Origin of the sequence: Aureimonas sp. Leaf454 (genome assembly GCF_001424685.1) — a bacterium.
Taxonomy (GTDB): domain Bacteria; phylum Pseudomonadota; class Alphaproteobacteria; order Rhizobiales; family Rhizobiaceae; genus Plantimonas.
In genome coordinates, this window is sequence record NZ_LMQT01000001.1 from 488101 (window position 1) to 511251 (window position 23151).

At 67.2% G+C, this 23151-nt stretch carries 25 protein-coding genes; 9 read left to right on the forward strand and 16 right to left on the reverse strand.

Annotated features, from left to right (window positions below; all coding sequences use genetic code 11):
- Positions 1 to 227 precede the first annotated feature (227 nt).
- Positions 228 to 1235 (reverse strand): NAD(P)H-quinone oxidoreductase, encoded by a 1008-nt coding sequence (locus tag ASG43_RS02145; RefSeq protein WP_056499671.1) that lies wholly within the window; start codon positions 1233 to 1235, stop codon positions 228 to 230.
- Between the two features lie 368 nt (positions 1236 to 1603).
- Between ASG43_RS02145 and ASG43_RS02150 the strand changes: the two genes are divergently transcribed.
- Positions 1604 to 2134: a DUF1465 family protein gene (locus ASG43_RS02150; protein WP_082490543.1), complete on the forward strand. Its 531-nt coding sequence runs from the start codon at positions 1604 to 1606 to the stop codon at positions 2132 to 2134.
- Between the two features lie 205 nt (positions 2135 to 2339).
- On the opposite strand, the gene rpmE is transcribed toward ASG43_RS02150, so the two are convergent.
- Positions 2340 to 2561: a 50S ribosomal protein L31 gene (gene rpmE, locus ASG43_RS02155; RefSeq protein WP_056499673.1), complete on the reverse strand. Its 222-nt coding sequence runs from the start codon at positions 2559 to 2561 to the stop codon at positions 2340 to 2342.
- A gap of 260 nt (positions 2562 to 2821) precedes the next feature.
- On the opposite strand from rpmE, the gene ASG43_RS02160 reads away from it, so the two are divergent.
- A complete protein-coding gene (locus ASG43_RS02160) occupies positions 2822 to 4642 on the forward strand; it encodes an ABC transporter transmembrane domain-containing protein (RefSeq protein ID WP_056500989.1) in 1821 nt (606 codons plus the stop codon).
- Between the two features lie 4 nt (positions 4643 to 4646).
- Here ASG43_RS02160 and ASG43_RS02165 read toward each other — a convergent pair whose 3' ends face one another.
- The 6 genes from ASG43_RS02165 to ASG43_RS02190 form a co-directional block, all read right to left on the reverse strand.
- Positions 4647 to 5681, reverse strand: coding sequence for a peptidoglycan -binding protein (locus ASG43_RS02165; protein WP_056499675.1), 1035 nt, complete (start codon positions 5679 to 5681; stop codon positions 4647 to 4649).
- Positions 5682 to 5684: 3 nt separating this feature from the next.
- The gene (locus ASG43_RS02170) at positions 5685 to 6728 is read right to left on the reverse strand and encodes a MotA/TolQ/ExbB proton channel family protein (RefSeq protein ID WP_056499677.1); all 1044 of its coding nucleotides are present in this window, start codon (positions 6726 to 6728) and stop codon (positions 5685 to 5687) included.
- A 193-nt stretch (positions 6729 to 6921) separates the two neighbouring features.
- Positions 6922 to 7737, reverse strand: a complete 816-nt coding sequence (locus ASG43_RS02175; RefSeq protein ID WP_056499679.1) for an inositol monophosphatase family protein — start codon at positions 7735 to 7737, stop codon at positions 6922 to 6924.
- A gap of 42 nt (positions 7738 to 7779) precedes the next feature.
- Positions 7780 to 8343 carry an elongation factor P gene (gene efp / locus ASG43_RS02180; protein WP_056499680.1) on the reverse strand — a complete coding sequence of 188 codons (564 nt, stop codon included), beginning with the start codon at positions 8341 to 8343 and terminating at the stop codon, positions 7780 to 7782.
- A 109-nt stretch (positions 8344 to 8452) separates the two neighbouring features.
- Complete coding sequence (locus tag ASG43_RS02185) at positions 8453 to 9508, reverse strand: SEL1-like repeat protein (protein ID WP_056499683.1); 1056 nt, start codon at positions 9506 to 9508, stop codon at positions 8453 to 8455.
- Positions 9505 to 10194 carry a thiamine phosphate synthase gene (locus ASG43_RS02190; RefSeq protein WP_056499684.1) on the reverse strand — a complete coding sequence of 230 codons (690 nt, stop codon included), beginning with the start codon at positions 10192 to 10194 and terminating at the stop codon, positions 9505 to 9507. Before ASG43_RS02190 ends, ASG43_RS02185 begins: the two co-directional genes overlap by 4 nt.
- Positions 10195 to 10363: 169 nt before the next feature.
- Here ASG43_RS02190 and ASG43_RS02195 point away from each other — a divergent pair, with 169 nt between their 5' ends.
- Together ASG43_RS02195 and ASG43_RS22480 are read left to right on the forward strand one after the other, a co-directional pair.
- Positions 10364 to 11119: a sulfite exporter TauE/SafE family protein gene (locus ASG43_RS02195; protein WP_056499686.1), complete on the forward strand. Its 756-nt coding sequence runs from the start codon at positions 10364 to 10366 to the stop codon at positions 11117 to 11119.
- 7 nt (positions 11120 to 11126) lie between these two features.
- Positions 11127 to 11279, forward strand: coding sequence for a hypothetical protein (locus ASG43_RS22480; protein ID WP_156386351.1), 153 nt, complete (start codon positions 11127 to 11129; stop codon positions 11277 to 11279).
- Between the two features lie 90 nt (positions 11280 to 11369).
- On the opposite strand, the gene ASG43_RS21950 is transcribed toward ASG43_RS22480, so the two are convergent.
- Complete coding sequence (locus ASG43_RS21950) at positions 11370 to 11543, reverse strand: DUF465 domain-containing protein (RefSeq protein ID WP_082490544.1); 174 nt, start codon at positions 11541 to 11543, stop codon at positions 11370 to 11372.
- A gap of 216 nt (positions 11544 to 11759) precedes the next feature.
- On the opposite strand from ASG43_RS21950, the gene ASG43_RS02200 reads away from it, so the two are divergent.
- From ASG43_RS02200 to ASG43_RS02220, 5 genes are all read left to right on the forward strand, one after another.
- Positions 11760 to 11963 carry a DUF465 domain-containing protein gene (locus tag ASG43_RS02200; RefSeq protein WP_056499688.1) on the forward strand — a complete coding sequence of 68 codons (204 nt, stop codon included), beginning with the start codon at positions 11760 to 11762 and terminating at the stop codon, positions 11961 to 11963.
- Positions 11960 to 12466 (forward strand): 5-(carboxyamino)imidazole ribonucleotide mutase, encoded by a 507-nt coding sequence (purE, locus tag ASG43_RS02205; RefSeq protein WP_056499691.1) that lies wholly within the window; start codon positions 11960 to 11962, stop codon positions 12464 to 12466. Before ASG43_RS02200 ends, purE begins: the two co-directional genes overlap by 4 nt.
- Complete coding sequence (locus ASG43_RS02210; RefSeq protein WP_280137183.1) at positions 12463 to 13563, forward strand: 5-(carboxyamino)imidazole ribonucleotide synthase; 1101 nt, start codon at positions 12463 to 12465, stop codon at positions 13561 to 13563. The genes purE and ASG43_RS02210 overlap by 4 nt, the downstream gene beginning before the upstream one ends.
- Before the next feature lie 142 nt (positions 13564 to 13705).
- The gene (gene ykgO / locus ASG43_RS02215; RefSeq protein ID WP_056499694.1) at positions 13706 to 13831 is read left to right on the forward strand and encodes a type B 50S ribosomal protein L36; all 126 of its coding nucleotides are present in this window, start codon (positions 13706 to 13708) and stop codon (positions 13829 to 13831) included.
- A 90-nt stretch (positions 13832 to 13921) separates the two neighbouring features.
- Positions 13922 to 14689, forward strand: coding sequence for a tetratricopeptide repeat protein (locus tag ASG43_RS02220; protein WP_156386352.1), 768 nt, complete (start codon positions 13922 to 13924; stop codon positions 14687 to 14689).
- 194 nt (positions 14690 to 14883) lie between these two features.
- Here ASG43_RS02220 and pyk read toward each other — a convergent pair whose 3' ends face one another.
- The 7 genes from pyk to ASG43_RS02255 all read right to left on the reverse strand — a co-directional run bounded on the left by pyk (position 14884) and on the right by ASG43_RS02255 (position 22864).
- On the reverse strand, positions 14884 to 16323 hold the full coding sequence (gene pyk / locus ASG43_RS02225; protein WP_056499695.1) for a pyruvate kinase: 1440 nt from the start codon (positions 16321 to 16323) through the stop codon (positions 14884 to 14886).
- A complete protein-coding gene (locus tag ASG43_RS02230) occupies positions 16320 to 16790 on the reverse strand; it encodes a DUF1036 domain-containing protein (protein WP_056499697.1) in 471 nt (156 codons plus the stop codon). Before ASG43_RS02230 ends, pyk begins: the two co-directional genes overlap by 4 nt.
- A 121-nt stretch (positions 16791 to 16911) precedes the next feature.
- Positions 16912 to 17973, reverse strand: coding sequence for a ferrochelatase (gene hemH / locus ASG43_RS02235; RefSeq protein WP_056499698.1), 1062 nt, complete (start codon positions 17971 to 17973; stop codon positions 16912 to 16914).
- 124 nt (positions 17974 to 18097) lie between these two features.
- Positions 18098 to 18478: a hypothetical protein gene (locus ASG43_RS02240; RefSeq protein ID WP_056499700.1), complete on the reverse strand. Its 381-nt coding sequence runs from the start codon at positions 18476 to 18478 to the stop codon at positions 18098 to 18100.
- A gap of 103 nt (positions 18479 to 18581) precedes the next feature.
- On the reverse strand, positions 18582 to 19043 hold the full coding sequence (locus ASG43_RS02245; protein WP_056499702.1) for a hypothetical protein: 462 nt from the start codon (positions 19041 to 19043) through the stop codon (positions 18582 to 18584).
- Positions 19044 to 19253: 210 nt separating this feature from the next.
- On the reverse strand, positions 19254 to 20699 hold the full coding sequence (locus ASG43_RS02250; RefSeq protein ID WP_056499704.1) for a homospermidine synthase: 1446 nt from the start codon (positions 20697 to 20699) through the stop codon (positions 19254 to 19256).
- 299 nt (positions 20700 to 20998) lie between these two features.
- Entirely contained in the window at positions 20999 to 22864 is a 1866-nt protein-coding gene (locus ASG43_RS02255) for a M3 family oligoendopeptidase (protein ID WP_056499706.1), read from the reverse strand.
- Between the last annotated feature and the right edge of the window lie 287 nt (positions 22865 to 23151).

The window sequence follows — 23151 nt, forward strand, 5'->3', positions numbered from 1 at the left end:
TCCGGTGCGCCCGCTCCGGAGAGGCAGGCAGGTGAAATTTCACCACGATTTAAGGAATTGCCGAGACTTATAAGGCTTCGGCCGTTCCTTCGCAAGGAAATCGATGCGTCGACCGTTTTGCGTCGCACGGGCTGTGGATGAGACGAAGCCGGCAGGAGGCGCCGCGCCGTCCTGCCGTTCGATCCTCGCCTCGACGGGCGATGCCGTCGTGCCGCGCGCCGAGGCCATCAAGCCGCGTGATGGCGCGTCGTCAGGACGATCTTGCCGATATGGTCGTCATCCATGTGCCGATGCGCGTCGGCCGCGGCCTCGAGCGGATAGACGGTGTCGATCAGCGGCTTCACGGCCCCGGAGACGAGGAGCGGAAAGACTTCCCTCTCGATCTCGCGCGCGATGGCGGCCTTGAAGGCGACGCTGCGCGCCCGGAGCGTCGAGCCGGTCAGCGTCAGGCGCTTCTGCATGATCGGCTGGAGGTCGATCTCGACGGCCTGGCCCTTCAGGAACGCGATCTGAACGATGCGGCCGTCATCGGCCGCGACCGCGAGGTTCTTCGCCGTGTAGGGTCCGCCGACCATGTCCAGCGTGACATCGATGCCATGGCCTTGCGTCAGTTCCATCAGCCGCTCGGCGAAATCGGCGTCGCGATAGTTGATGCAGGCCGCGGCGCCGAGCCGCACCGCCGCCTCGCACTTCGCGCGGCTGCCGGCCGTCGCATAGACCGTGGCGCCCCGATGCGCGGCGAGTTGGATGGCGGTCGTCCCGATGCCGGACGTGCCGCCGTGAACGAGAAAGCGCTCGCCGGCGCGGAGCGCTCCGCGCTGGAAGACGTTGTGCCAGACGGTGAAGAAGGTCTCCGGAATGGCGGCGGCTTCCACGAAGCCGAGACCCTCCGGCACCGGCAGCGCGTTGTCTTCGGCGACGGCCGCATATTCGGCGTAGCCGCCACCGGGCAGAAGCGCCATCACGGGATCGCCGATCGCAAAGCGAGACGCACCCTCTCCCAATTGCGCCACGACGCCCGCGACCTCCAGTCCCGGCCATGCGGGTGCTCCCTTCGGCGGGGGATAGGCGCCGAGGCGCTGCAGGACGTCCGGGCGGTTCACGCCCGCAGCGTGGATCTCCACGAGGATCTGGCCGGGCCCGGCGATGGGCCGCTCGACGCTGGACGGCGTCAGGACATCCGGTCCACCCGGCGATTCGAAGGTGATCGCCGTCATCGTTTCCGTCGAAGTCATGTCGGTGTTCCACTTGATCCCGATGTTTCTCTTCGCAAGGTAGCGAAGATCTGAACGAGTCCAGCCCGCGTCGACACCTTGTTAAGGTTTACGCGCTTTACTCGGGTCATCCAGTTTTCTGGGTAGACGAAGCGGCCTGCCGCTTCCTCTGACGCTTCCCTGTTGAAACTTTCAGGAGCCGCATCGCCGGCTCCTTTTTTTTCGGCCGGAACGCCTCGCCTTGAACTCGAATGCCACCGCGCGCGTTAACCAGTTCGGTGAGACGGCCTTGCCTTCGACACCCACTCCGACGCACGGTCGGGCAACGGTCTCAGCCGTCGGCCCGCGTCGACGGCGTGCCGCGATTCCTCTCGCAAGCTGGTGCGCTCATGACGATACAGAACCTAGAGCCACGCGACGAAGACCGGACTGTCCGCCTGGCGGAGCATCTCGCCTTCTCCCGCTCGTTCCAGCCGCTGTTCAACGAGGGCATGACGCTGGTCGACGAGACCGCGATCTATCTCGACGGCCCCGGCCGCGCCGATGCCAAGGCCCTCTCCCGCGCGGTGTCGACGCTCTATGCGGCGGAATCGATGCGGCTGACGACCCGGCTGATGCAGGTGGCGTCCTGGCTTCTCCTGCAGCGCGCCGCCAACCAGGGCGACATGTCGCGCGCCCAGGTCGAAGCCGAAAAGGTGAAGGTCCGTCTCGAAGGCGTCGGAACGGGCCGCGACTCACCCTATTTCGGTGAGCTGCCGGAAGCCTTTCGGGGGCTCGTCGAACGCGCCTTGAAGCTCGAGCGTCGCATTGCGATGCTCGATCGCGAGATCTACGGCGCCTTCGACCGCGCGGCATCCGACAGCGCCAATCCCGTCGGCGAGCAGATCGACCTCCTGCGCACGGCCTTCCTGGCGCGCTGAGACCGCGAACAACCGATATCATCCCGATCGAGGGCGCCGCGCACGAGCCGGCGCCCTTTTGTTCGTCAGGACGCAACCTTCCTGCGGGGCGGGACGGTCCCCGGCGCGCGGCTCCGACGCGTCGAGACGACCGGACATGAAAAAGCCCGGATCGCTCCGGGCTTTTCGCTGTCGAGACCTATCGACGTCGCCGTCGGCGGTCGTCTTAGATGCCGAGGCCTTCGTAGCGCTTCTTGAAGCGCGACACGCGACCGCCGCGATCCATCAGCTGCTGGTTGCCGCCGGTCCAGGCCGGGTGGCTGGTCGGATCGATGTCGAGGTTCATCGTGTCGCCCTCGGAACCCCAGGTGGAGCGGGTGACGTATTCGGTGCCGTTCGTCATCACGACCTTGATCGTGTGATAATCGGGATGGATGTTGGCCTTCATCGGTCTGTCCGTCTCTCAAGGATGCGCTGTCCCGAAGGTCGCGCCTCCCTGCGGCAGAACCGCAGGAGGGGTGCATTTCGACGGGCGTTCGGGCGCGGGAAGCTTCCAAATTCGAGGGTGAGCCTATACATCAGCGACCCAAGAGGCACAAGGGTCGCCCGAAGCCGCTCTCACGCGTCGAGGCCGGTGCGGTGCAGAACCCGACCGGTCTCGGTGCGAAGGCCCGGCGCGCAACGATCCGGCAGGAGGACGCCGCACCCATGACGATCCCGACAGCGCGCGCCGCGACCAGCGGCCCGGCCTCACAGCGCTCGCGCAGCCTGAAGCCCCTCGCCCGTCTGATTCCCTATATCGGCCGCCAGAAGCCGCTCGTCGCCGGTGCGCTCGTCTTCCTCGCGCTGGCCGCCACGACGACGCTGTCGCTGCCCGTCGCCGTGCGCCGCGTCATCGACCATGGCTTTACCAACGCGGACATGGGCTTCATCGACACCTATTTCAGCATGCTGCTCGTGCTGGCCGGCGTTCTCGCCATCGCGAGTGCCGGCCGCTACTTCTTCGTCATCACGCTCGGCGAGCGAATCGTCGCCGAACTGCGCAAGGACGTGTTCGAGCATGTCGCGCATCTGTCGCCCGCCTTCTTCGACCGGTCGATGTCGGGCGAGATCGTCTCGCGCCTCTCGGCCGACGCGACGCAGATCAAGTCGGCGGTCGGCGCAACCGCTTCGCTCGCCCTGCGCAACCTCATCCTCGCCGTCGGCGCCGTCGCGATGATGGCCTGGACGAGCCCTGGCCTCTCCCTGATCGTGATCGCCGCCATTCCGCTGATCGTGATTCCGCTCGTCGCCTTCGGCCGCTCCGTGCGCCGGCGCTCGCGGGCCGCGCAGGACATGCTGGCGGAGGCCAGCGCCTATGCCAGCGAGGCGATCGGCGCGGTGCGCACGGTCCAGGCCTTCACCAGCGAGCCCGCCGTCGCCGGGCGCTTCGCGAGCGCGGTGGACGACGCCTTCCTCGCCGCCAAGGCCTCGGTCACGTCGCGCGCGCTCCTGACCGGCTTTGCGATCTTCATGATCTTCGGCTCGGTCGTCGCCGTGCTCTGGATCGGTGCCCAGCAGGTGATTTCCGGCACGCTCACGGCCGGCACGCTCAGCCAGTTCCTCCTGTACTCGGTCTTCGCCGCCGGCGCGCTCGGCGCCCTGTCGGAGGTCTGGAGCGAGCTGTCCGCCGCGTCCGGGGCCGCCGAGCGTCTGTCGGAGCTCCTGGGCGAACGTGCCGCCATCGCCTCTCCGGAGCATCCGGTGCCCCTCCCCGTGCCCGCGATCGGCTCGGTGCGCTTCGAGCATGTGGGCTTCGCCTACGAAAGCCAGGGTCACCGGGCGACCGCCCACGATCTCACCTTCGACGTGAAGCCGGGCGAGACGGTCGCGATCGTCGGCCCTTCCGGGGCGGGCAAGTCGACCATCTTCTCTCTCATCGAACGCTTCTACGACCCGACCTCGGGCCGCATCCTCATCGACGGCGTCGATTCACGGGAGGCCGATCTCGCCGCCCTGCGTGGGCGGATCGCGCTCGTGCCGCAGGAGGTCACCGTGTTCGCGGCATCGGCCGCCGAGAACATCGCCTTCGGGCGGCCCGGCGCGAGCCGGGCCGAGATCGAGGCCGCCGCCAAGGCGGCCCTCGCCGACGAGTTCATCGAGCGCCTGTCGAACGGCTATGCCACGCAACTCGGCGAGCGCGGTGTCACGCTCTCCGGCGGGCAGCGCCAGCGCATCGCGATCGCCCGCGCCATCCTGCGCGACGCGCCGATCCTCCTTCTCGACGAAGCGACCTCCGCGCTCGACGCCGAAAGCGAGATCCTCGTCCAGCGGGCCTTGGAAAAGCTCATGCGAAACCGCACGACGATCGTGATCGCACACCGGCTCGCCACCGTCCTGAAGGCCGACCGCATCCTCGTCCTCGACGGCGGACGCATCGTGGAGGACGGCACCCACGCCGCGCTGATCGCCCGCAACGGCCTCTATGCCCGTCTCGCCCGGCTGCAGTTCGACAGCGGCCGGCCCGAGCTCCTCGGCGCCGCCGAGTAGGCGTTCAGCGCTCCGTCAGCTTCAGCTCGATGCGCCGATTGCGGTCGCGCGCCTGGGGCGTGTCGGTCGGATCGATCGGCTGGAATTCGCCGAAGCCCGTCGCGGCCAGCCGGTTCGCCGGCGCGCCCTCGGCGATGAGATAGCGCACCACCGCTGCCGCCCGCGCCGTCGACAACTGCCAATTGTCGGCGAAGCGCCCGGCGGTTCCGGTGATCGGAATGTTGTCGGTGTGCCCGTCGACCCGGATGATCCAGTTGATGTCGGATGGGATCTCGCGGGCGAGCTCGACGATCGCCGCCGCGAGCTTGCGCATCTCCTCGGTGCCCGCAGGCTGCAGGATGTCCGACCCCGATGCGAAGAGCACCTCGGACTGGAAGACGAAGCGGTCGCCGACGATCCGGATGTTCTCGCGGTCGGACAGGATCTCGCGCAGACGGCCGAAGAAGTCCGAGCGGTAGCGCGCAAGTTCCTGGACGCGCTGCGCCAGGGCGACGTTGAGACGGCTCCCGAGATCGGCGATCCGCGTCTGGCTCTCCCGGTCGCGCGCTTCGGAGGCGTTGAGGGCGTCTTCCAGGGCTGCGATCTGCTGGCGCAGCGCCGTCAGCTGCTGGTTCAGAAGCTCGACCTGCGCCACCGCGCGCTGCGAGACCGCCCGTTCGCTTTCCAGCTGACCGCGGAGCGCCCCGGCTTCAGCCGTCGCCGCGGCGGCGCTGCCGGAGCCAGAGTCCAGCGATTGCTGAAGGCGCGAGCGGCTTTCCTCCGCGTCTTGCAGCGAGGCCTGGAGGCTGGCGATCTGATCCTGGTAGTCCTGCCCCGTGCCGCGTTCGAGCGAGAGAAGCTGCGTCAGCTCGTTGATCTGCGAGTTCAGCCGGTCGAGCACTTCGTCCCGTCCCGAAATCTCGCGGCTCAGCAGGAACTGCGCGAGCACGAAGACCGACAGCAGGAACATGATGGCGAGCAGCAGCGTCGAGAGCGCGTCGACGAAGCCCGGCCAGTAGTCGATCGTGCGCTCGGATCGGCGGTTGCGCGAGAGCGCCATGGCTCAGCCGTCCCGCTTCGACGTCGAGATCGCCGTCGAGAGACGCTCCAGGACGCCGCGCATCTCCCTTTGCTCGCCCGCCTGCGTCTCCACGAAGTCGCGCAGGAGCTGCTGCTCGGACCGCATGTGCTGCACGAGGCCCTGGATGCTCTCGGCGAGGCTCGCCATGGCGGCGCTCGTGCGCGGCGAGGCGCCCTGTTCGGCAACGACCTTCGCCAGCCGATCCGCCAGCATGCGCATCTCCTCGCCCCCGGGTCCCGCCGGGATCGATCCCGGGGGCAGGAGCATGTCGGACCCCACGTCGGTCACCGAGGACAGCCAGTTCTCGAGCTCGGTGTAGAACCGGTTCTGCGCCCGGCCGATCTGCAGGTCGAGAAATCCGAGGACGAGCGAGCCTGACAGGCCGAAAAGCGACGAGGAGAAGGCCGTTCCCATGCCGGCCAACGGCGCGGAGAGCCCCGCCTTCAGCGAATCCAGAACGCTCGTGGTGTCGCCGGTGCCGGGATCGAGCGTGCGGATCGTATCGCCGATCGAGCCGATCGTTCCCAGAAGCCCCCAGAAGGTCCCGAGAAGTCCGAGAAAGACGAGAAGGCCCGTCAGATAGCGCGCGATGTCGCGCGTCTCGTCGAGCCGCGTGGCGACCGAATCGAGAACCGCCCGCATCGATTGCGTCGACAGCGCCAGCGAGCGCCTGCGCCCGATCAGAGCGCGCATCGGCGCCAGGAGGACCGGATCGCGCATCCGCTCGAACTCGTCGGAGCCGTTGCGATAGGCGTTGACCCAGCGGACCTCGTGCGCGAGCCGGATGATCTGGATCAGGGCGAGAAGGACGCCGACGACGAGAACGCCGACGATCAGTCCGTTGAGGCCGGGATTGGTGGAAAAGGCGGTGGTGATCTGCCGGCCGAGCACGGCGGCGACGAAGCCGGCCAGCGCCATGAAGACCAGCATCGACCAGAGGAACACCATCGGGCTCGTCAGGTCGTCGGAATCGAAACCACCCGGACGTGTCGTCGGGCCGTCCTGCGGCGAACTGAAACCCTTCATCGTGCCCGCAACGCCTCCACTCGGGCGGCACCCCGCAACGGCGCGCTCCCCGAAGACTAGCTTAGGGGAGCCGGGGGAAAAGGAAAACCGTCCAGGCGCCTGCGATGCTCGTCCGGCTAGGGGCCGGGAGCCAAAGGCGGCGACTGTTGCCCGAACGTGCCAGTCGGCGCCAGCGGCGTGGCGGCGACGCGGCTCAGCTCTTGGGGTTGCGGAACGCGGCGCTGGCGGTCTTCAACTGCTCGACGAGCTGCCGGTGCATGGTCTCGTTGCCACAGGCGACGTCGCCCTGGATATGGTCGAACTTGCCGCCGTCCGCATTGGACAGGAAGCCGCCGGCCTCGCGGATGATGACCGCGCCCGCCGCGATGTCCCACGGCTTGACGTCCCGCTCCCAGAAGCCGTCCAGCCGTCCGGCCGCGACATAGCACATGTCGAGCGCCGCCGCGCCCATGCGCCGGACGCCGGAGGACTCGGTCATCACGTGCCGCATCTCGAAGAGGAAGCGCGCGTGGTCGCCATGTCCCAGAAACGGAATGCCGGTGCCGAAGAGGCCTTCGTGCAGCTTGGTGCGGGCCGCGACGCGGATGCGCCGATCGTTCATGAAGGCGCCGCCGCCCTTTTCGGCCGAGTAGAGCTCGTCCATCGCCGGATTGAAGACGACGCCGGCCACGATCTCGCCGTCGCGTTCGAGCGCGATCGAGACGGCGAAGATCGGAATGCCGTGCAGGAAGTTGGTCGTGCCGTCCAAGGGATCGACGATCCAGCGATGCTGGCTGTCCTTGCCCTCGATCCCGCCGCGCTCTTCCATCAGGAAGCCCCAGTCGGGCCGGGCGCGGGAGAGTTCCTGGAAGACGATGTCCTCGGCCTTGCGGTCGGCGGCGGACACGTAGTCGGCAGGTCCCTTCAGCGAGACCTGCAGGTTCTGCACCTCGCCGAAGTCGCGCGTCAGGGAGCGCCCCGCCTTCATGGCGGCCTGCGTCATGACGTTGAGAATCGCGGAACGGGCCATGGGATGAGCCTTGAAGTCGAAGAAACTGTTGCGGCGGAAACGTCAGTCCGCGCGGCGAACGTAGGTGATTTCGTTGGTGTCCACGACGATGCGCTCGCCGGTGTCGATGAAGGGCGGCACCATCACGCGAACGCCGTTCTCCATCTTGGCCGGCTTGTAGGACGAGGCCGCCGTCTGCCCCTTCACCACCGGATCGGCTTCCACGATGGCGAGCGTCACCTGGTCGGGCAGCTTGATGCCGATCGGGCGTTCTTCGTAGAGCTGCACCGTCACCTTCATGCCGTCCTGCAGGAAGGCCGCGCGGTCGCCGACGAAGTCGGTCTGAAGTTCGAGCTGCTCGTAGGACTCGGTGTCCATGAAGACGAGGTTCTCGCCCTCCGCATAGAGGAAGGTGAAGTCCTTCAGGTCGAGCTTGATGCGCTCGACGGTCTCGGCGGCGCGGAAGCGCTCGTTGAGCTTGGTGCCGTCGATGAGGTTCTTCATCTCGACCTGCGCGAAGGCGCCGCCCTTGCCAGGCTTCACGTGCTGCGTCTTGACCGCGGCCCAAAGGCCGCCCGCGTGCTCGATGACGTCGCCGGGACGGATTTCGTTGCCGTTGATCTTCATCGTGTCGCTCGAATGGAGGAAATGCGCCGGAACCCGGCGTCGATGGAGGGGCTGAAGACCACAAAAGCCCCCGTCGTTCAAGCCTGGGGCCGGCGTGCCCGCCGGCCCCTCAGCTCGCGCGGAAGCGATTGGCGGCTTCGAGGGCTGCCTTCTGGGTGCTTTCGTCGAGGCTGCGGAAGAAGCTCTCCAGCGCGTTGTCGGTGTTGTCCGCGCGCTTGGCGAGGACCGACCATTTCGCCGCCTCGGCCTTGTCGGCGGCGACGCCGATCCCGTCCTTGTAGAGATGGGCGATGCGGTTCATGGCGATGGGATTGCCGCGCCCCGCCGCCCGCAGCAGCCAGCGCGCGCCCTCGCTCGCGTCGGCCGGACCGCCCTTGCCGTTGATCATCCAGATGCCGAGTTCGATCTGCGCGATGTCGTGACCGCCGAGCGCCGCGGCCTGCAGCCACTCGCGGGCCTTGGCGAGATTCGGTGCCGGAACGCCCTTGCCGTAGGCATGGATCTGGCTCATCGCATATTGCGCGTCCGCGACGCCCGCCCGCGCCGCGGTCTCGAAATACGGCCGCGCTTCGGTGAAGCCGCCGACGGGCGAGGCTTGGATCAGCATCTGCGCATAATTGTAGGCGGCCAGCGGAATGCCCGCATCCGCGGCGGTCTTCATGAGGTCCCGCGCCTTGGCGAGGTCCTGGCCGACGACCTTGCCGTCGATCAGGAGCAGCGCGAAGCGGAACTGCCCTTCGGCACTGCCGGCCTTGGCGGCGGCCTCGTACCAGCGCGCCGCGATCGTCTCGTCCTGCCGCACGCCGAGCCCGCGCGAGTAGATCTCGCCGAGCAGCGTCTGCGCGACGGGATCGCCGAGATTGGCGAGCGGTTCGGCGAGCTTGACGGCCGTGACGTAGAGCCCGCGCTGGAACGCGCCATAGGCCCGGTCGGCCGGATGCGCCGTCGGCGTCTCGGCGCCCGGATCGGCCTGAAGGGGTGCGGGAAGAAGCTTGCCCGCGGCAGGCTCCGGCGGCAGGGTCGCAGGCGCCATCGCCCCGGCCGAACTCTGGACGGGCGCCGGCTTCGGGATCGGCACGCGCGACAGCGGCACGTCCTGCGCGACGGCGGCCGTCGAGACGGCGAGCCCGGCGACGAGAGCCGGGAGAAGCCGCCGCGATCTCACGCCGCGACGCCTTCTGCCAGCGTGTCGAAGATGCGATTGGCCCGGGCGACGGCCTCGGCCGGCCCATCCGGGCCCGAAAAGATCGCGCGGGAGAGGCAGATGAACTCCGCGCGCGTCCGCGCGGCTTCTTCCAGCGTCTCCATGGCGGCCCCGCCGAGAAGGATGCAGGGCACCTCCACGATCTCGGCCCACCATTCGGCCATGGCGAGATCGGCGGGATCGGTCGCGTCCGCCGCGTCGCCGCCGAGCCGCCCGAACATCATATAGTCCGGCAGGCGCTCGCCGGCCTCGAGCGCGTCGTGCCGCGTGGTGAAGCCGGACGCTCCGACGATGAGCCGGGGATGATAGCGCTCGATCGCCTCCTCCAGCGCCTCGACGTCGCCATCGGCGAAGTGCAGCCCGTCCGCCTGAACGCGGCCCGCGCAGCGCGTGTCGTCCACGACGATGGCGGCCGCGCCGTAATCCTGCGCCAGCGGCACGAGCCGCTCCGCGAAGGCCTGGAAGGCATCGGCGTCTCGTCCGGTCGGATCGAACAGCACGGTGGAGACATCTCCGCCCGACAGCGCCGCGCGCAGCATTCGCTCGCCCGCCTCGCCGTCCGGCAGGATCGTCGTCGCGAGCACCAGGCGTGGTCGGATGATCTCGGGTGCCGCAGCTGCGGCGGATTTCTTGTTCTGCTTGGCCATGCCTCATTCTAAGGCGAGTTGCGGACCCTGAACAGATGCCGAGCGCGGGTGACGCCGCGCCTCGCATCGCGATCGTCCGCGACGCCGTCGCCGGCTGGCCGATTGCGGCCGCGGCGAGGAGGGCCTATGCCCGTTCGGGCCGGCCGGGAGGGTCGGTTCCGGACCGTTCATGATCACCGATCCCCTCTTCTACCTCGTCGCCGTTCCCGCCGTCATCCTCGTCGGACTCGCCAAGGGCGGCTTCGGCGGCGCGATCTCGATGCTCGGCGTGCCGCTGATGGCGCTCACGATCTCGCCGGTCGCGGCCGCCGGCATCATGCTGCCGATCCTTCTGCTGATGGACATCGTCGGCCTCTTCGCCTGGCGCGGAACCTACGACCGCGCGCTGCTGCGCCTGATCCTTCCCGCCTCCGTCATCGGCGTCGGCCTCGGCTTCCTCACCGCGACCATGGTTTCGGCGAACGGCGTGCGCTTCCTCGTCGGAGCTCTCTGCCTCCTCTTTGCCGCGCACTGGTTCGTCACCGCGCGACACCGCATCGCCCCCAAGGCGCCGGACAAGGCGCGCGGCTTCTTCTGGGGCGTCATTTCCGGCTTCACGAGCTTCGCGACCCATGCCGGCGGCCCGCCGTTCCAGGTCTACGTCATGCCTCTGCGGCTGGAGCCGCCGGTCTATGCCGGCACGACGGTGATCTTCTTCGCGGTCACCAACGCGTTGAAGGTGATCCCCTTCTTCCTTCTCGGGCAATTGTCTCCGGACAATCTCGCGACATCGGCCGTTCTCCTGCCGCTGGCGCCGCTCGCCACGCTGGGCGGCGTCTGGCTGGTGAAGCGCGTCGACCGCGAACGGTTCTATGTCGTGACCACGGCGCTTCTCGTGCCCGTGGGATTGAAGCTCGTCTACGACAGCGTGATCGGGTTTCTCTAGAGACGGGATGCGGAACGCAGGCGCGGTGCTCGAAGTCGCGGTGCTCGAAGGCGCGGTGCTCGAAGTCGCGGTGCTCGAAGGCGCGGTGCTCGAAGGCGACAAGGTCCCGGAGATGGTCCAGATCCGCGGACGGGAGACGAAGCTCGACCGGACACGGTGAAGGCCGACATGCCGCCGAGGATCGCGCCGGGCTCTGCAACGGTCGGCTCCCGGGCGCGGAGAATCCGCGTCCGGGCCTGTTGGAAAGGTGTCAGCGCTGCCCCGTTCGCAGCCGCTCCATCTCGTCCTTGAGCTGAAGTTTCCGCCGCTTCAACTCCCGTATCTCCGCATCGCTCATCGCCGGCTTCGCATGGGCGGACGAGATCTCGTCCTCCAGCGCCGAGTGCCTCTGTTCAAGCGTCGCAAGATGCACGTCCAAGGACATAGTCGCTCCTTTCGATCGTTGGCGCCCCGCCGCTCCGTCCCAATCGCGGTTCGCGGCGCGGACACCGGAGGGTGTCACAAATCATCTGCACTGTCGAACCACGCTCGGGTCCACCTGTTCCACAATCGGGCGCGGGCTGATAATCGATTTCGGGCGCGGAGCGTTCCAGCCAAACGGAACGGCGCGGGCGGACGGACGGGATCCGAAAGGGGCTTCATGGCGGATCAGGAACAGGCGTCGCTGCGATTGCAGGCGGCGCGACTGCGGCAGGAACACACCGATTTCGACGCTGCGATCGACGCCATGGAACGGATGGGCTGCGACCGCCTTCAGATCCAGCGCATGAAGAAGAAGAAGCTCGCCGTGAAGGACCGTCTCCAGGACGTGGAGGACCAGATCATTCCGGATATCAGCGCATGACGACCGCCGCCCCCACGCCGGCCGACGTCGCCATCATCATGGGCAGCCAGTCCGACTGGCCGACCATGCGTCACGCGGCCGAAACGCTGGACGCGCTCGGCGTCGCCTTCGACGCGCGCATCGTCTCTGCCCATCGCACGCCCGAACGGCTCTTCGACTTCGCCCGGGGGGCAAAGGACGAAGGCTTCAAGATCGTCATCGCGGGCGCCGGCGGCGCGGCCCACCTGCCCGGCATGACGGCGGCGCTGACGCCGCTGCCGGTCTTCGGCGTGCCGATCGAATCCAAAGCTTTGTCCGGTCAAGACAGTCTCTTGTCCATCGTGCAGATGCCCGCCGGCATTCCCGTCGGGACGCTCGCGATCGGGCGGGCCGGCGCGGTCAACGCCGCGCTTCTCGCCGCCAGCGTCCTCGCCTTGTCCGATCCATTGCTCGCCGTCCGGCTCGACGACTGGCGGACCCGCCAAAGCGCCGCGGTCGCCGAACGCCCGGTGGACGCGGCGTGAGCGTGCCCGTGCCCGCCGCCCCGTCTCCCCTCGCGATCGGGGCCACGATCGGCATCGTCGGCGGCGGCCAGCTCGGCCGCATGCTGGCCTCGGCTGCGGCGCGTCTCGGCTATGCGACCCTCGTCCTCGATCCCGACGGCGCCTGTCCGGCGGCCCAGGTCGCGACCGCGACGATCAAGGGGCGCTACGACGACACGGCGGCGCTCGCCGAACTCGCCGCGCGCTCCGCCGTCGTGACCTACGAGTTCGAGAACGTCCCCGTCGAGCCGATTCGCGTCGTCGAGGCGAGCGTTCCCGTCTTTCCCCCGCCGAACGCGCTGGAGGTCTCCCAGGATCGCGTCGTCGAGAAGGCGTTCCTGAACGGAATCGGGGTGGCGACGGCACCCTGGCGGGGCGTCGACACGGCGCAGGAGCTCGACCACGCCCTGATCGACCTCGGGGGCGACTGCATCCTCAAGACCCGCCGCTTCGGCTACGACGGCAAGGGACAGGCGACGATCCGGCAGAAGAGCCCCTATGCCGACGCCTTCGAAAGTCTCGGCGGCGCCCCGTCCATCCTTGAGAAGAAGATCCCCTTCCTCTACGAACTCTCGATCATCGCCGCGCGGGGACGCACCGGCGAGATCCGCGCCTACGACGCGGCGGAGAACGTCCATTCTCTCGGCATCCTGAAGCGCTCGACGGTGCCCGGCCGCATTCCGCTCTATGTGGCAGCGGAAGCGGCCGCGATCGCGACGGAGATCCTGGAGCGGCTTGCCTATGTCGGGGTGATCGGCGTCGAGTTCTTCGCGACGCAAAGCGGTCTCCTCGTCAACGAGATCGCCCCGCGGGTCCACAATTCCGGCCATTGGACGGAGGCCGCGTCCGTCACCTCGCAGTTCGAGCAGCACATCCGCGCCGTCGCCGGCCTGCCGCTCGGCGAGACTCAGCGCCATTCCGACTGCGTGATGGAGAATCTCATCGGCTCGGAGGTCGACAAAGCCCTCGACCTGCTCGCCGAACCGAACCTCGTCCTCACCCTCTACGGCAAGAGCGAGGCCCGTCCGGGCCGGAAGATGGGGCATTTCACGCGCCTAGAGCCCCTCGGGGCAGCCTGATCGGCGGGCACGGCCATGTTGACATTTCGCCGTCACATGGTTTATCCCGCACGCAACTGAAGCGCGCCCGACGGCGCGCTTTTCCTTGAGTGGCGAGACGGGAGGCCCCGGTCGCGCGACACCACGACCGACGGTGACTGACATGAAGATCAAGAATTCGCTGAAGACCCTGAAGGCACGCCACCGCGCCAATCGGCTCGTGCGCCGCAAGGGCCGCATCTACATCATCAACAAGGTGGCGCCGCGCTACAAGGCGCGCCAGGGCTGAGCCTTTCCCGTCGCCTCTTCGTGGCGACGATCCAGGATCTCACCGAGAATTCAGTTTGACGGCGCGCTCGCGAGGACTATCGTCCTTGGCATGCGCGCCGTTTCTCGTTTCAGCCTCGCCGCCCTCTGCCTTGCCGCCTCGTGCCTCGCCACGTCCGGCGTCATGGCGCAGGCCTCGCCGACGGATCGGACGCTGGAGCCGCTTCCCGGCTTGGACCTCCCGGGCATCGAGGATCTCCTGCCGGAGGAGTTCCAGCCCCTGCCGGCGCCGCGGGAGCAACAGCCCGCCTCGCCTCCGGCAGCGTCTCCCACGCAGCAAGAGTCTGCGCCCGCATCGGCAGAACGGCTGCCGCCTCCACCGGCGCCCGTCCTGTCGCGTGAGGAGCGGCTGGATCAACTCTTCGCCGACCTCAAGCGCGAATCGAACGCCGCGGCCGCGACGCGGATCTCTCAGCGTATCGAACAGGAATGGGCCGACAGCGGAAGCGCGACGGTCGATCTCCTCGTCGGCTGGGCGGGAGAAGCCATCGCCAAGGACGACAAGCCGGCGGCGCTCGATCTTCTCGGGGAGGCGATCGCCATGAAACCGGATTACGCCGAAAGCTGGAATCGCCGGGCGACCCTCCACTTCCTCGCCGACGATTACGGCAAGTCGATCGCGGACATCGAGCAGACGCTGGCGCGCGAGCCCCGCCATTATGGCGCGCTGATGGGGCTCGGCGCCATCCTCGAAGAAACCGATCGCAAGACGCAGGCCCTGGAGTCCTACACGAGGGCGCTCGAGGTCTACCCTGCCCTCAAATCCGCGCAGGATGCCGTGGGGAGACTGGCGGAGGAACTGGCGGGGCGGGCGATCTGAGGAAGCGATCGGGTATCTTGGAGACGGGACGCGGGCGCGAGGCGCCGTCCCTTCCTCCGACCGACCATCCCTCCTCATCGTGAGACCCGCAGCCGAGCGGTCGAGAGAAGCCGGACCCTCGTCCTTCACGGGGAGATCCGGTTCGAAGGGGGCGCCTGACGCCGCCCCCTGATGCCTCGCCGCGGCGGAGGCCGTCAGACCGCAGACAGTCCGTCCGAACCGATATGCGCGATGCGCAGCATGTTGGTGGAGCCGGGAATGCGGAGCGGAACGCCCGCAATGACGATCACGCGCTCGCCGGCGCGCGAATAGCCTTCCTCGACGGAGATCCGGCAGGCCGTGTCGATCATCGCGTCGATGTCGTAGGCATCCTCGGTGACGACGCAGTGGAGGCCCCAGCAGATCGACAGGCGACGCGCCGTGGAGAGAACCGGCGACAGCGCCAGGATCGGCGTCAGAGGCCGCTCACGGGCCGTGCGAAGCCCCGTCGTGCCTGTCGCCGTATAAGTGACGATAACGGAGACGTTCAAGGTTTCGGCCATCTGTCGAGCGGCGAGCGAAACGGCGTCCGCGCCGGTCGCCTCGGGCTGGGAGCGCTGGGCAAAGATGATGCCGGGATAGATCGGATCCTTCTCGATCTCGACCGCGATCCGATCCATCGTCTGGACAGCCTCGACGGGATAGGCGCCGGCTGCCGATTCGGCCGACAGCATGATCGCATCCGCGCCCTCGTAGACCGCGACGGAGACGTCCGACACCTCGGCGCGCGTCGGAACGGGCGCGGTGATCATGGATTCCAGCATCTGCGTGGCGACGACGACCGGCTTGCCGGCCTTGCGGGCGGCGCGCGTGATCCGCTTCTGGATCGAGGGCACCCGCTCCAGCGGCAGTTCCACGCCGAGATCGCCGCGCGCGACCATGATGGCGTCGGAGAGTTCGATGATCTCGTCGAGACGCTCCACGGCTTGCGGCTTCTCGATCTTCGACATCAGAGCCACGCGTCCGCGTGCGATCTTGCGCGCTTCGGCGAGATCCTCGGGCCGCTGGATGAAGGAGAGCGCCACCCAGTCGACGTCACCGACGGCGAGCACGGCGTCGAGGTCCTTGCGGTCCTTTTCCGTCAACGCGCCGGTCGCGATCGTCGTGTCCGGGAGCGAGACGCCCTTGCGGTTCGAGATCTTGTCGCCCGCGACGACCCTGCAGCGGATGTGGGTCTTGTCGGTCGAGATGCAAACGAGCTGCAGCCGGCCGTCGTCGATCAGCAGGCGATGGCCCACCTCGACGGCTTCGAGGATTTCGGGATGGGGCAGGAAGACGCGCGTCTCGTCGCCATCCGCCGGATCGGCGTCGAGCGTGAACTCCTGCCCGAGCGTCAGCGTCACCGCGCCGGCCGCGAACTTGCCGACGCGCAGCTTCGGGCCCTGGAGATCGGCCAGGATGCCGATCGGACGCCCCATCGAGAGTTCGACCGAGCGGATGCGGCGAACCAGTTCGCGCATCGTGTCGTGGTCGGTGTGGCTCATGTTGATGCGGAAGACGTCCGCGCCGGCTTCATGCAACTTGTGAATCATCGCCTCGTCGGATGAGGCGGGGCCGAGGGTCGCGAGAATCTTGACTCGGCGATTGCGTTTCATGGTGTTCCGGTGCCCCCGCGTGGCGCTTCGGTCAACTGAACCATCCAGCTGCCTTGCTCGCCCGTGTCATACTCGCGAAAGCCGATCTTCTGAAAGCCCCGCTTGAAGCAATCCTTGACCTCGGTGATCTTGAATTCGTTTTCGTCGATGCAGAGGTCGGTCGTTCCGGCCCAGCGTCCCTGCCCCTCTGCGTCTTCTGCGTAGAGGTAGTAATATCGCGAGGATAGCGCTCCCTCGATGATCGACTTGCAGGTCGTGGCGGGAATTCGCCACCAGCCCTCCGTGGTCCAACCCGCCTCGGCGCGATAACCGATGGCGACGCCGACGAGAGACTGCGTGCCGTTGCACACGCGAAAATCGGCACGGGCCTCGGTGGCGGCGAAGGGGGCCGTCGCCAGGAGGCCGGCGAAGGCAAGGGCAGAAAGCGACAGCGGAGCGGGCAAGGCTCTGAACGGTCGGTATGGCATGGACAATCCTTGAGGCTGCGAACCGGGAGAAGGGACGTGGCCGGAGGCGTCGAGTTTCGATCGCCCGCCCCGGCGTGTCAACGACGCAGCCGCACCGCAGCGCCGGGACCGTGCCGGAGACTCAGCCGACCCAGCCCTTCAACTCGCGACGCACGACCGCTTCGATCACGTCCATGCCCTCTTCGCTATCATTGAGGCAAGGAATGTGGCTGAACTTCTGTCCGCCGTTGTGCAGAAAGATTTCGCCTGCCTCGCCCGCGATCTCCTCCAGCGTCTCGAGGCAGTCGGAGACGAAGCCGGGATTGAGGACGGCGACACTCTTCACGCCCTCCTTGGCGAGCGCTTCCATGGTCTTGTCCGTGTAGGGCTGCAGCCATTCCTCGGGTCCGAAGCGAGACTGGAAGGTCGTCATGAAGCGCCCCTTCGGCCAGCCCAGGCGTTCCTCCAGAAGCCGCGAGGTCTTCTGGCAATGGCAGTGATACGGGTCGCCCTTGCGGAAATAGCTCTGCGGAATCCCGTGATACGAGGCCACGACGCGCTCGGGCTCGAAGTCCAGCGTCGACAGGTGCTTCTCGATCGAGCGCGCCAGCGCGTCGATATAGACGGGATCGTCGTGATAGGCGGGCACGGTGCGGACCGCGGGCATCCAGCGCTTGGTCAGCATGTGCTGGAAGAAGGCGTCGTTCACCGTCGCCGTCGTCGAGGCGGCGTATTGCGGATAGAGCGGGTAGACGAGGATGCGGTCGCAGCCCGCCTCCAGCAAGGCGTCGGTCCGCTCGGCGATCGACGGCTTGCCGTAGCGCATGGCCCAGTCGACGACGACCTGCGTCTCCTCCGCCAGACGCAGGCCGAGCTTCTCGCCTTGCGCACGCGTGAAGGTGCGCAGCGGCGACTCGTTGCGTTCGGTGTTCCAGATCGAGGCATAGGCCTTGCCCGACTTGGTCGGACGCGTGTTGAGGACGATGCCGTAGAGGATGGGATACCACGCGGCGCGGGGCCACTCGATCACCCGCTTGTCCGACAGGAATTCCTTGAGATACCGCCGCATCGGCTTGTAGGTCGTGCCGTCGGGCGTACCGAGATTGACGAGCAGCACGCCCACTTTGCGGCTGCGCACCATCGGATGCCCCGTGGGCAGAGGACCGGTGGCGCGGTTGGCGTCGAGCGGCGCATGAACGTTCATCGGGCATCCTTCGGCGGGCGGCGAGGCCGTGCTGGAAGCGCCGGCCTGGAATCATTCCAGCCCGATATAGGCGCTTCCGGACGCTGTTGGAACGCGGGTGAAGGTCGCGCCTTCCAGCCGGCGGTCAGATGCGCGTGAATTCGAACCGGTTGCCGTTGGAGGATGCGCAGGCGAGCCGGTTCGGCTCGACCTGGTTGCAATTGGCCGCGACGCGCTGTCCACGCGCCTTCGACGTGTAGTCGATGCTCACCTGGCCGGGTCCGAGCGTGATGTAGGTGCCCTGCGCGAGCACGGCGCCCGTGTTCGCTTCGACCGAGGAGAAGCGGCCGCCGTTGAAGTTCGCATTGTAGGCGATCGGCCCGCCGACGGAGTTCCACTGTCCGTCGATGCCCCGCGGCGCGACCGGCGCGACCGCCGCGACATCCGCCCGCCGGCCCTCCGTCTGGCAGGCGCCGAGCGAGAGTGCGGCGAGCGAGAGGAGGAGCAGACGGAGGGAGGAACGCATGGGGCACCTTCTGAGGCGGCGAGACGGATCGGCCGGGGCTGCGGCGATCGTCAGGGTACAGAAACACATCGCCGCCGAGAAGACGACGCCGGCCAGAAATGGCTCAGATGGTGTTTCGGCCGGTTTCGGCGGGGATGACGGAATGGATCGAGCTGATCGTCTCGATCGAACGGATGCGCAGATCGCTCGTGAAGCCGAACCAGTACATCGTGGTTCCCATGATCAGCGAGCCGTTGCGCTCGTCGCGGCGTGTCCAATCGCAGCGGCTGGCAGCCTGATCGTCCTCCACGATGATTCCGCGATCCTCGTAGGAGATGTAGGCCGCTCGCCGCATCAGCTCCTCGAGATGCGATTTGGCTTCGGTCTCGCCATTCAAGCGGAACTCGCCCTCCATGCGGTCGTACCAGGGGGCGTCGATGATGCCCGCATTGCTGCGATGCCGCACAACCGCTCCAGGCGCGAAATGTCGAGTGACCGGCCCCGGACGTCCGGACAAAGCGGCATCCATGACCTCCTTCAACACGGCCCTCTTCCGGTCGGCCGCCTCCTCGTGGAGATTGCTCATCCCCGGCTCCTCGTGACGCGACTTATACACCGCCAAACATTAGTGCATCACAGCGGATTGACCAGTCATCCCCTTCGGTTTGCAGCTAAAGTGGGAGGCCTCGGACGAAAAAACGTCGGAATTTCTTTTCCCGCCACCCAAAAAGACGACCTGCTGCGACACGAGGGGCAGCAAGACGTCGAATCGCAGGGCTGACTTCCCAAGAATTGCTCAGCGAACGAGAATATTTCGGAACTGCCAAGGATCCTTACGATCGATGTCGTCGTCGAACAGGCCGGGCCGATCCTGAAGCGGCGTCCAGTCGGTGTAATAGCCCGCAACCTTGCCGAGATACGGACGCTGCACGTCGAGGCACCGCCGGAAATCCATCTCGTCGGCCTCGACGATCCCCGCCTCGGGGTTTTCGAGAGCCCAGACCATCCCGGCCAGGACGGCCGAGGACACCTGCAGGCCGGTGGCGTTCTGATGCGGGGCGAGGCTTCGCGCCTGCTCCACGGTCAATTGCGAACCGTACCAGTAGGCGTTCCGCTCGTGCCCATACAGAAGAACGCCGAGCTCGTCGCCTCCGTCGAGGATCTCGCCTTCCGACAGGACGTGATGCAGCGGCTGTATGCGTCCGGAGGCGCCGAAGAGCTCGTGCAGCGAGATGATCGCGTCGTTGCAGGGATGGTAGGCGTAATTGCAGGTCGGCCGATAGACGACGTCGCCGTGCTTGTCGCGCACGGTGTAGTAGTCGGAAATCGACAGGGCCTCGTTGTGGGTCACGAGCAGGCCGAACTGCGGACCATGCGTCGGACACCAGGTGCGCACGCGTGTGTCGCCGCCCGGCTGCTCCAGGTAGAGGCCGAGTCCGTCGTCCTTCTTGTGTCCGCGCGCGTTCTTCGGCTTCCACGTCTCGTGCGTGCCCCAGCCGAGCTCCGCCGGCTGCATGCCCTCCGAGATGAAGCCTTCGACCGACCAGGTGTTCCAGAAGACGCCGAAGGGTTTCGGGCTGCAGGCCCGCTGCGTGTCGCGCTCGGCGACGTGGACGCCCTTCACGCCGACCTTCTTCATCAGCTTGGCCCAGGCGTTCCGATCGTCGGACTTCGGCTCCTCGATCTCCATCCCGCTGTCGCGCGCGATGTCGAGGAGCGCCTGCTTCACCAGCCAGGACACCATGCCCGGATTAGCGCCGCAGCAGGACACGGCGGTCGTCCCGCCGGGATGGCGCTTGCGCTCCTTCAGGAGCGTTCGGCGCAGAGCGAAGTTGGTGCGCTCGCCGTTCGAGAGCGCATCGTCGAAATAGAAGCCGAGCCAGGGCTCGATCACCGTGTCGATGTAGAGGGCGCCGAGCTTGCGGCAGAGGTGGAGGATGTCGACCGAACCGGCGTCGACCGAGAGATTGACGCAGAAGCCGCGTCCGCCGCCGGCGGTCAGCAACGGCGTCAGGATCTCCTCGTAGTTCTTTTCCGTGAGGGCCGCCTGCACGAAGGCAAAGCCCCGCTCGTCGACGAGACCGCGATGGTCGGCGACCGGGTCGATGACCGTCACGCGCGAGCGATCGAATGTGAAGTGACGCTCGATCAGCGGCAGCGTCCCCCGTCCCACCGATCCAAATCCGATCATGACGATCGGTCCGGTGATGTTGCCATGGACGGGATGGGTTTCGGAGGTCATCAAAGAAGTTCCTTTCGGCGGCGCCATGAAATGGCGCCGCCCTGCACGAAGACGGTCGCTGTCCAGCTACAGCATATCGGGCAGTCGCACTAGGTTTTCCAATGCCCTGACCGCAAGGCTCCCATGACATTGCCAGAAAAGCAGTGTCGCCTTGCTGTCATGGATAACCGCGAACCGTCTGTAGGCGCTTCGGTTTCGGGCGGAGACTCCCGCTCGTGCGACGAAACCTCGCCGCGCGCCGATGGACGGGCCGGCCCGTCGGATCGAAGGCCGGCCTCGTCCGATCCGGAGCGGTCGCGTCACGCCGACAGCTGTTCGAGCTCGTCGATGAAGCCGGAGATCACGGACAGGCCCTTCGACCAGAAGGACGGGTCCGAGGCGTCGAGCCCGAACGGCGCCAGCAGTTCGGAATGATGCTTGGTTCCGCCGGCCTTCAGCATCGCGAAATACTTCTCCTGAAAACCGGCCTCGGAGTTCTGGTAGACCGCATAGAGGGAGTTCACCAGGCAGTCGCCGAACGCGTAGGCATAGACGTAGAAGGGCGAATGGATGAAGTGGGGAACGTAGGTCCAGAAGCTCTCGTAGCCCGGACCGGCATGCTGCGGCCCGAGCGAGCCGGGCTCGAGATTGACGGAGGGACCGAGGCTTTCGGCCTGGACCGAAAGCCAGATCTCGCCGATCCGCTCCGCCGTCAGCTCGCCGCTTCGCCGCTCCTCGTGCAGACGCCGCTCGAAATTGTAGAAGGCGATCTGGCGCACGACCGTGTTGATCATGTCCTCCACTTTGGAGGCGAGAAGCGTGCGCCGCTCCGCGCGCGTCGTGGTGGCGTCGAGCAGCGAGCGGAACGTCAGCATCTCGCCGAAGACCGAAGCCGTTTCGGCCAGCGTCAGCGGCGTCGGCGCCATCAGGGCGCCCTGCGGCCCCGCCAGCACCTGATGCACGCCGTGGCCGAGCTCGTGCGCGAGCGTCATCACGTCCCGCGGTTTGCCGAGATAGTTGAGGAGCACGTAGGGATGGGCGGACGGGACCGTCGGATGGGCGAAGGCGCCGGGTGACTTGCCCGGCCGAACGCCCGCGTCGATCCAGTCGCGTTCGAAGAAGCGCTCGGCGATCGCGGCCATGTCCGGCGAGAAGCCGGCATAGGCCGACAGGACCGTCGCGCGCGCTTCGGCCCAGGAGATGTCGCGGCGCTGGCTGTCGGGCAGCGGCGCGTTGCGGTCCCAGAATTCCAGCCGGTCGAGACCGAGCCACTTCGCCTTCATGGCGTAATAGCGGTGGGAGATCGCGGGATAGGCCTGCGCCACCGCCTCGGCGAGCGCGTCGACCACGGCCGGCTCGACGCGATTGGCCAGATGACGGCTTTCCGCAACGTCGGTGAAGCCCCGCCAGCGGTCCGAAATCTCCTTGTCCTTGGCGAGCGTATTGGTGATCAGCGTGAAGATCCGCAGGTTCTCGCCGAAGGTGCGCGCCAGCGCGGCCGCGGCGGAGCGACGCCGCGCCCGGTTCTCGTCCTGCAGGAGATTGAGCGTTTCCTCGAGCGCGAGTTCCTCGCCGTCGACCTCGAAGCGAAGCGCCGTCATCGTCTCGTCGAACAGCCGGTTCCACGCGCCGTGGCCGGTGATCGACTTCTCGTGGAACAGTTCCTCGACCCGGTCTTCCAGCTGGTGCGGCTTGTCCTTTCGCAGATCGACGATCCACGGACGATAGCGCGACAGCGCCGCGCTCTCGCTCATCGCGCGGTCGATATCGGCATCTTCCAGCCGGTTCAGCTCGAGCGGAAAGAACAGGAGCTTGGACGAGATGTCCGTGATCTTGCCCTGGATGTCGCCATAGAACTTGGCGCGCTCGGGATCGGACGTGTCGCCGGAATAGACGAGACCGGCATAGGAGATGAGGCGTCCGAGGATTTCCTCCAGAGCCTCGAAGGCGACGATGGCCTCGACCAGCCCGCCGCCGCCCGGACGACGCGCTTCCTCGCCGAGCTTGCCGCGCCATCGCTGCTGGAATTCGCTCGCCATGGCGGCGCTGCGATCGAGATCGGCCGCGATCTCCGGCGCGTCCATCGCGGCGTAGAGATCGGACAGGTTCCAGCTCGGCAGATCGGCCGCTTCGAAACGGGCGTTTCCGGCGGTGGTCGAGGACGGGGCGCGAGAGATGGCGATCATAAGGCAGGCTCCGGTTCGATGCGACCGGCCGAACAGGCGACCGGCAAGAGGGCGACACGGCGGGCGAAGACGAGGTCAGAGCTTCGAACGAAAACGTAGCGGAGCGACGCATGAGGACCCGCCGAAGCGAGCAAGACCCCGAATGCGGCCGAGCCCGTGCACCGGTCGCAACCGCAGCGTCGTTCCGCCGCCGAGTGGACCGGGCCGCCGACCCGCCGCGATGTGGCAGACGCTCTTAAGAGTGTGTTCAGCGTGATCGTCAAGCCAATCCTAGAAACCCCGGTGCC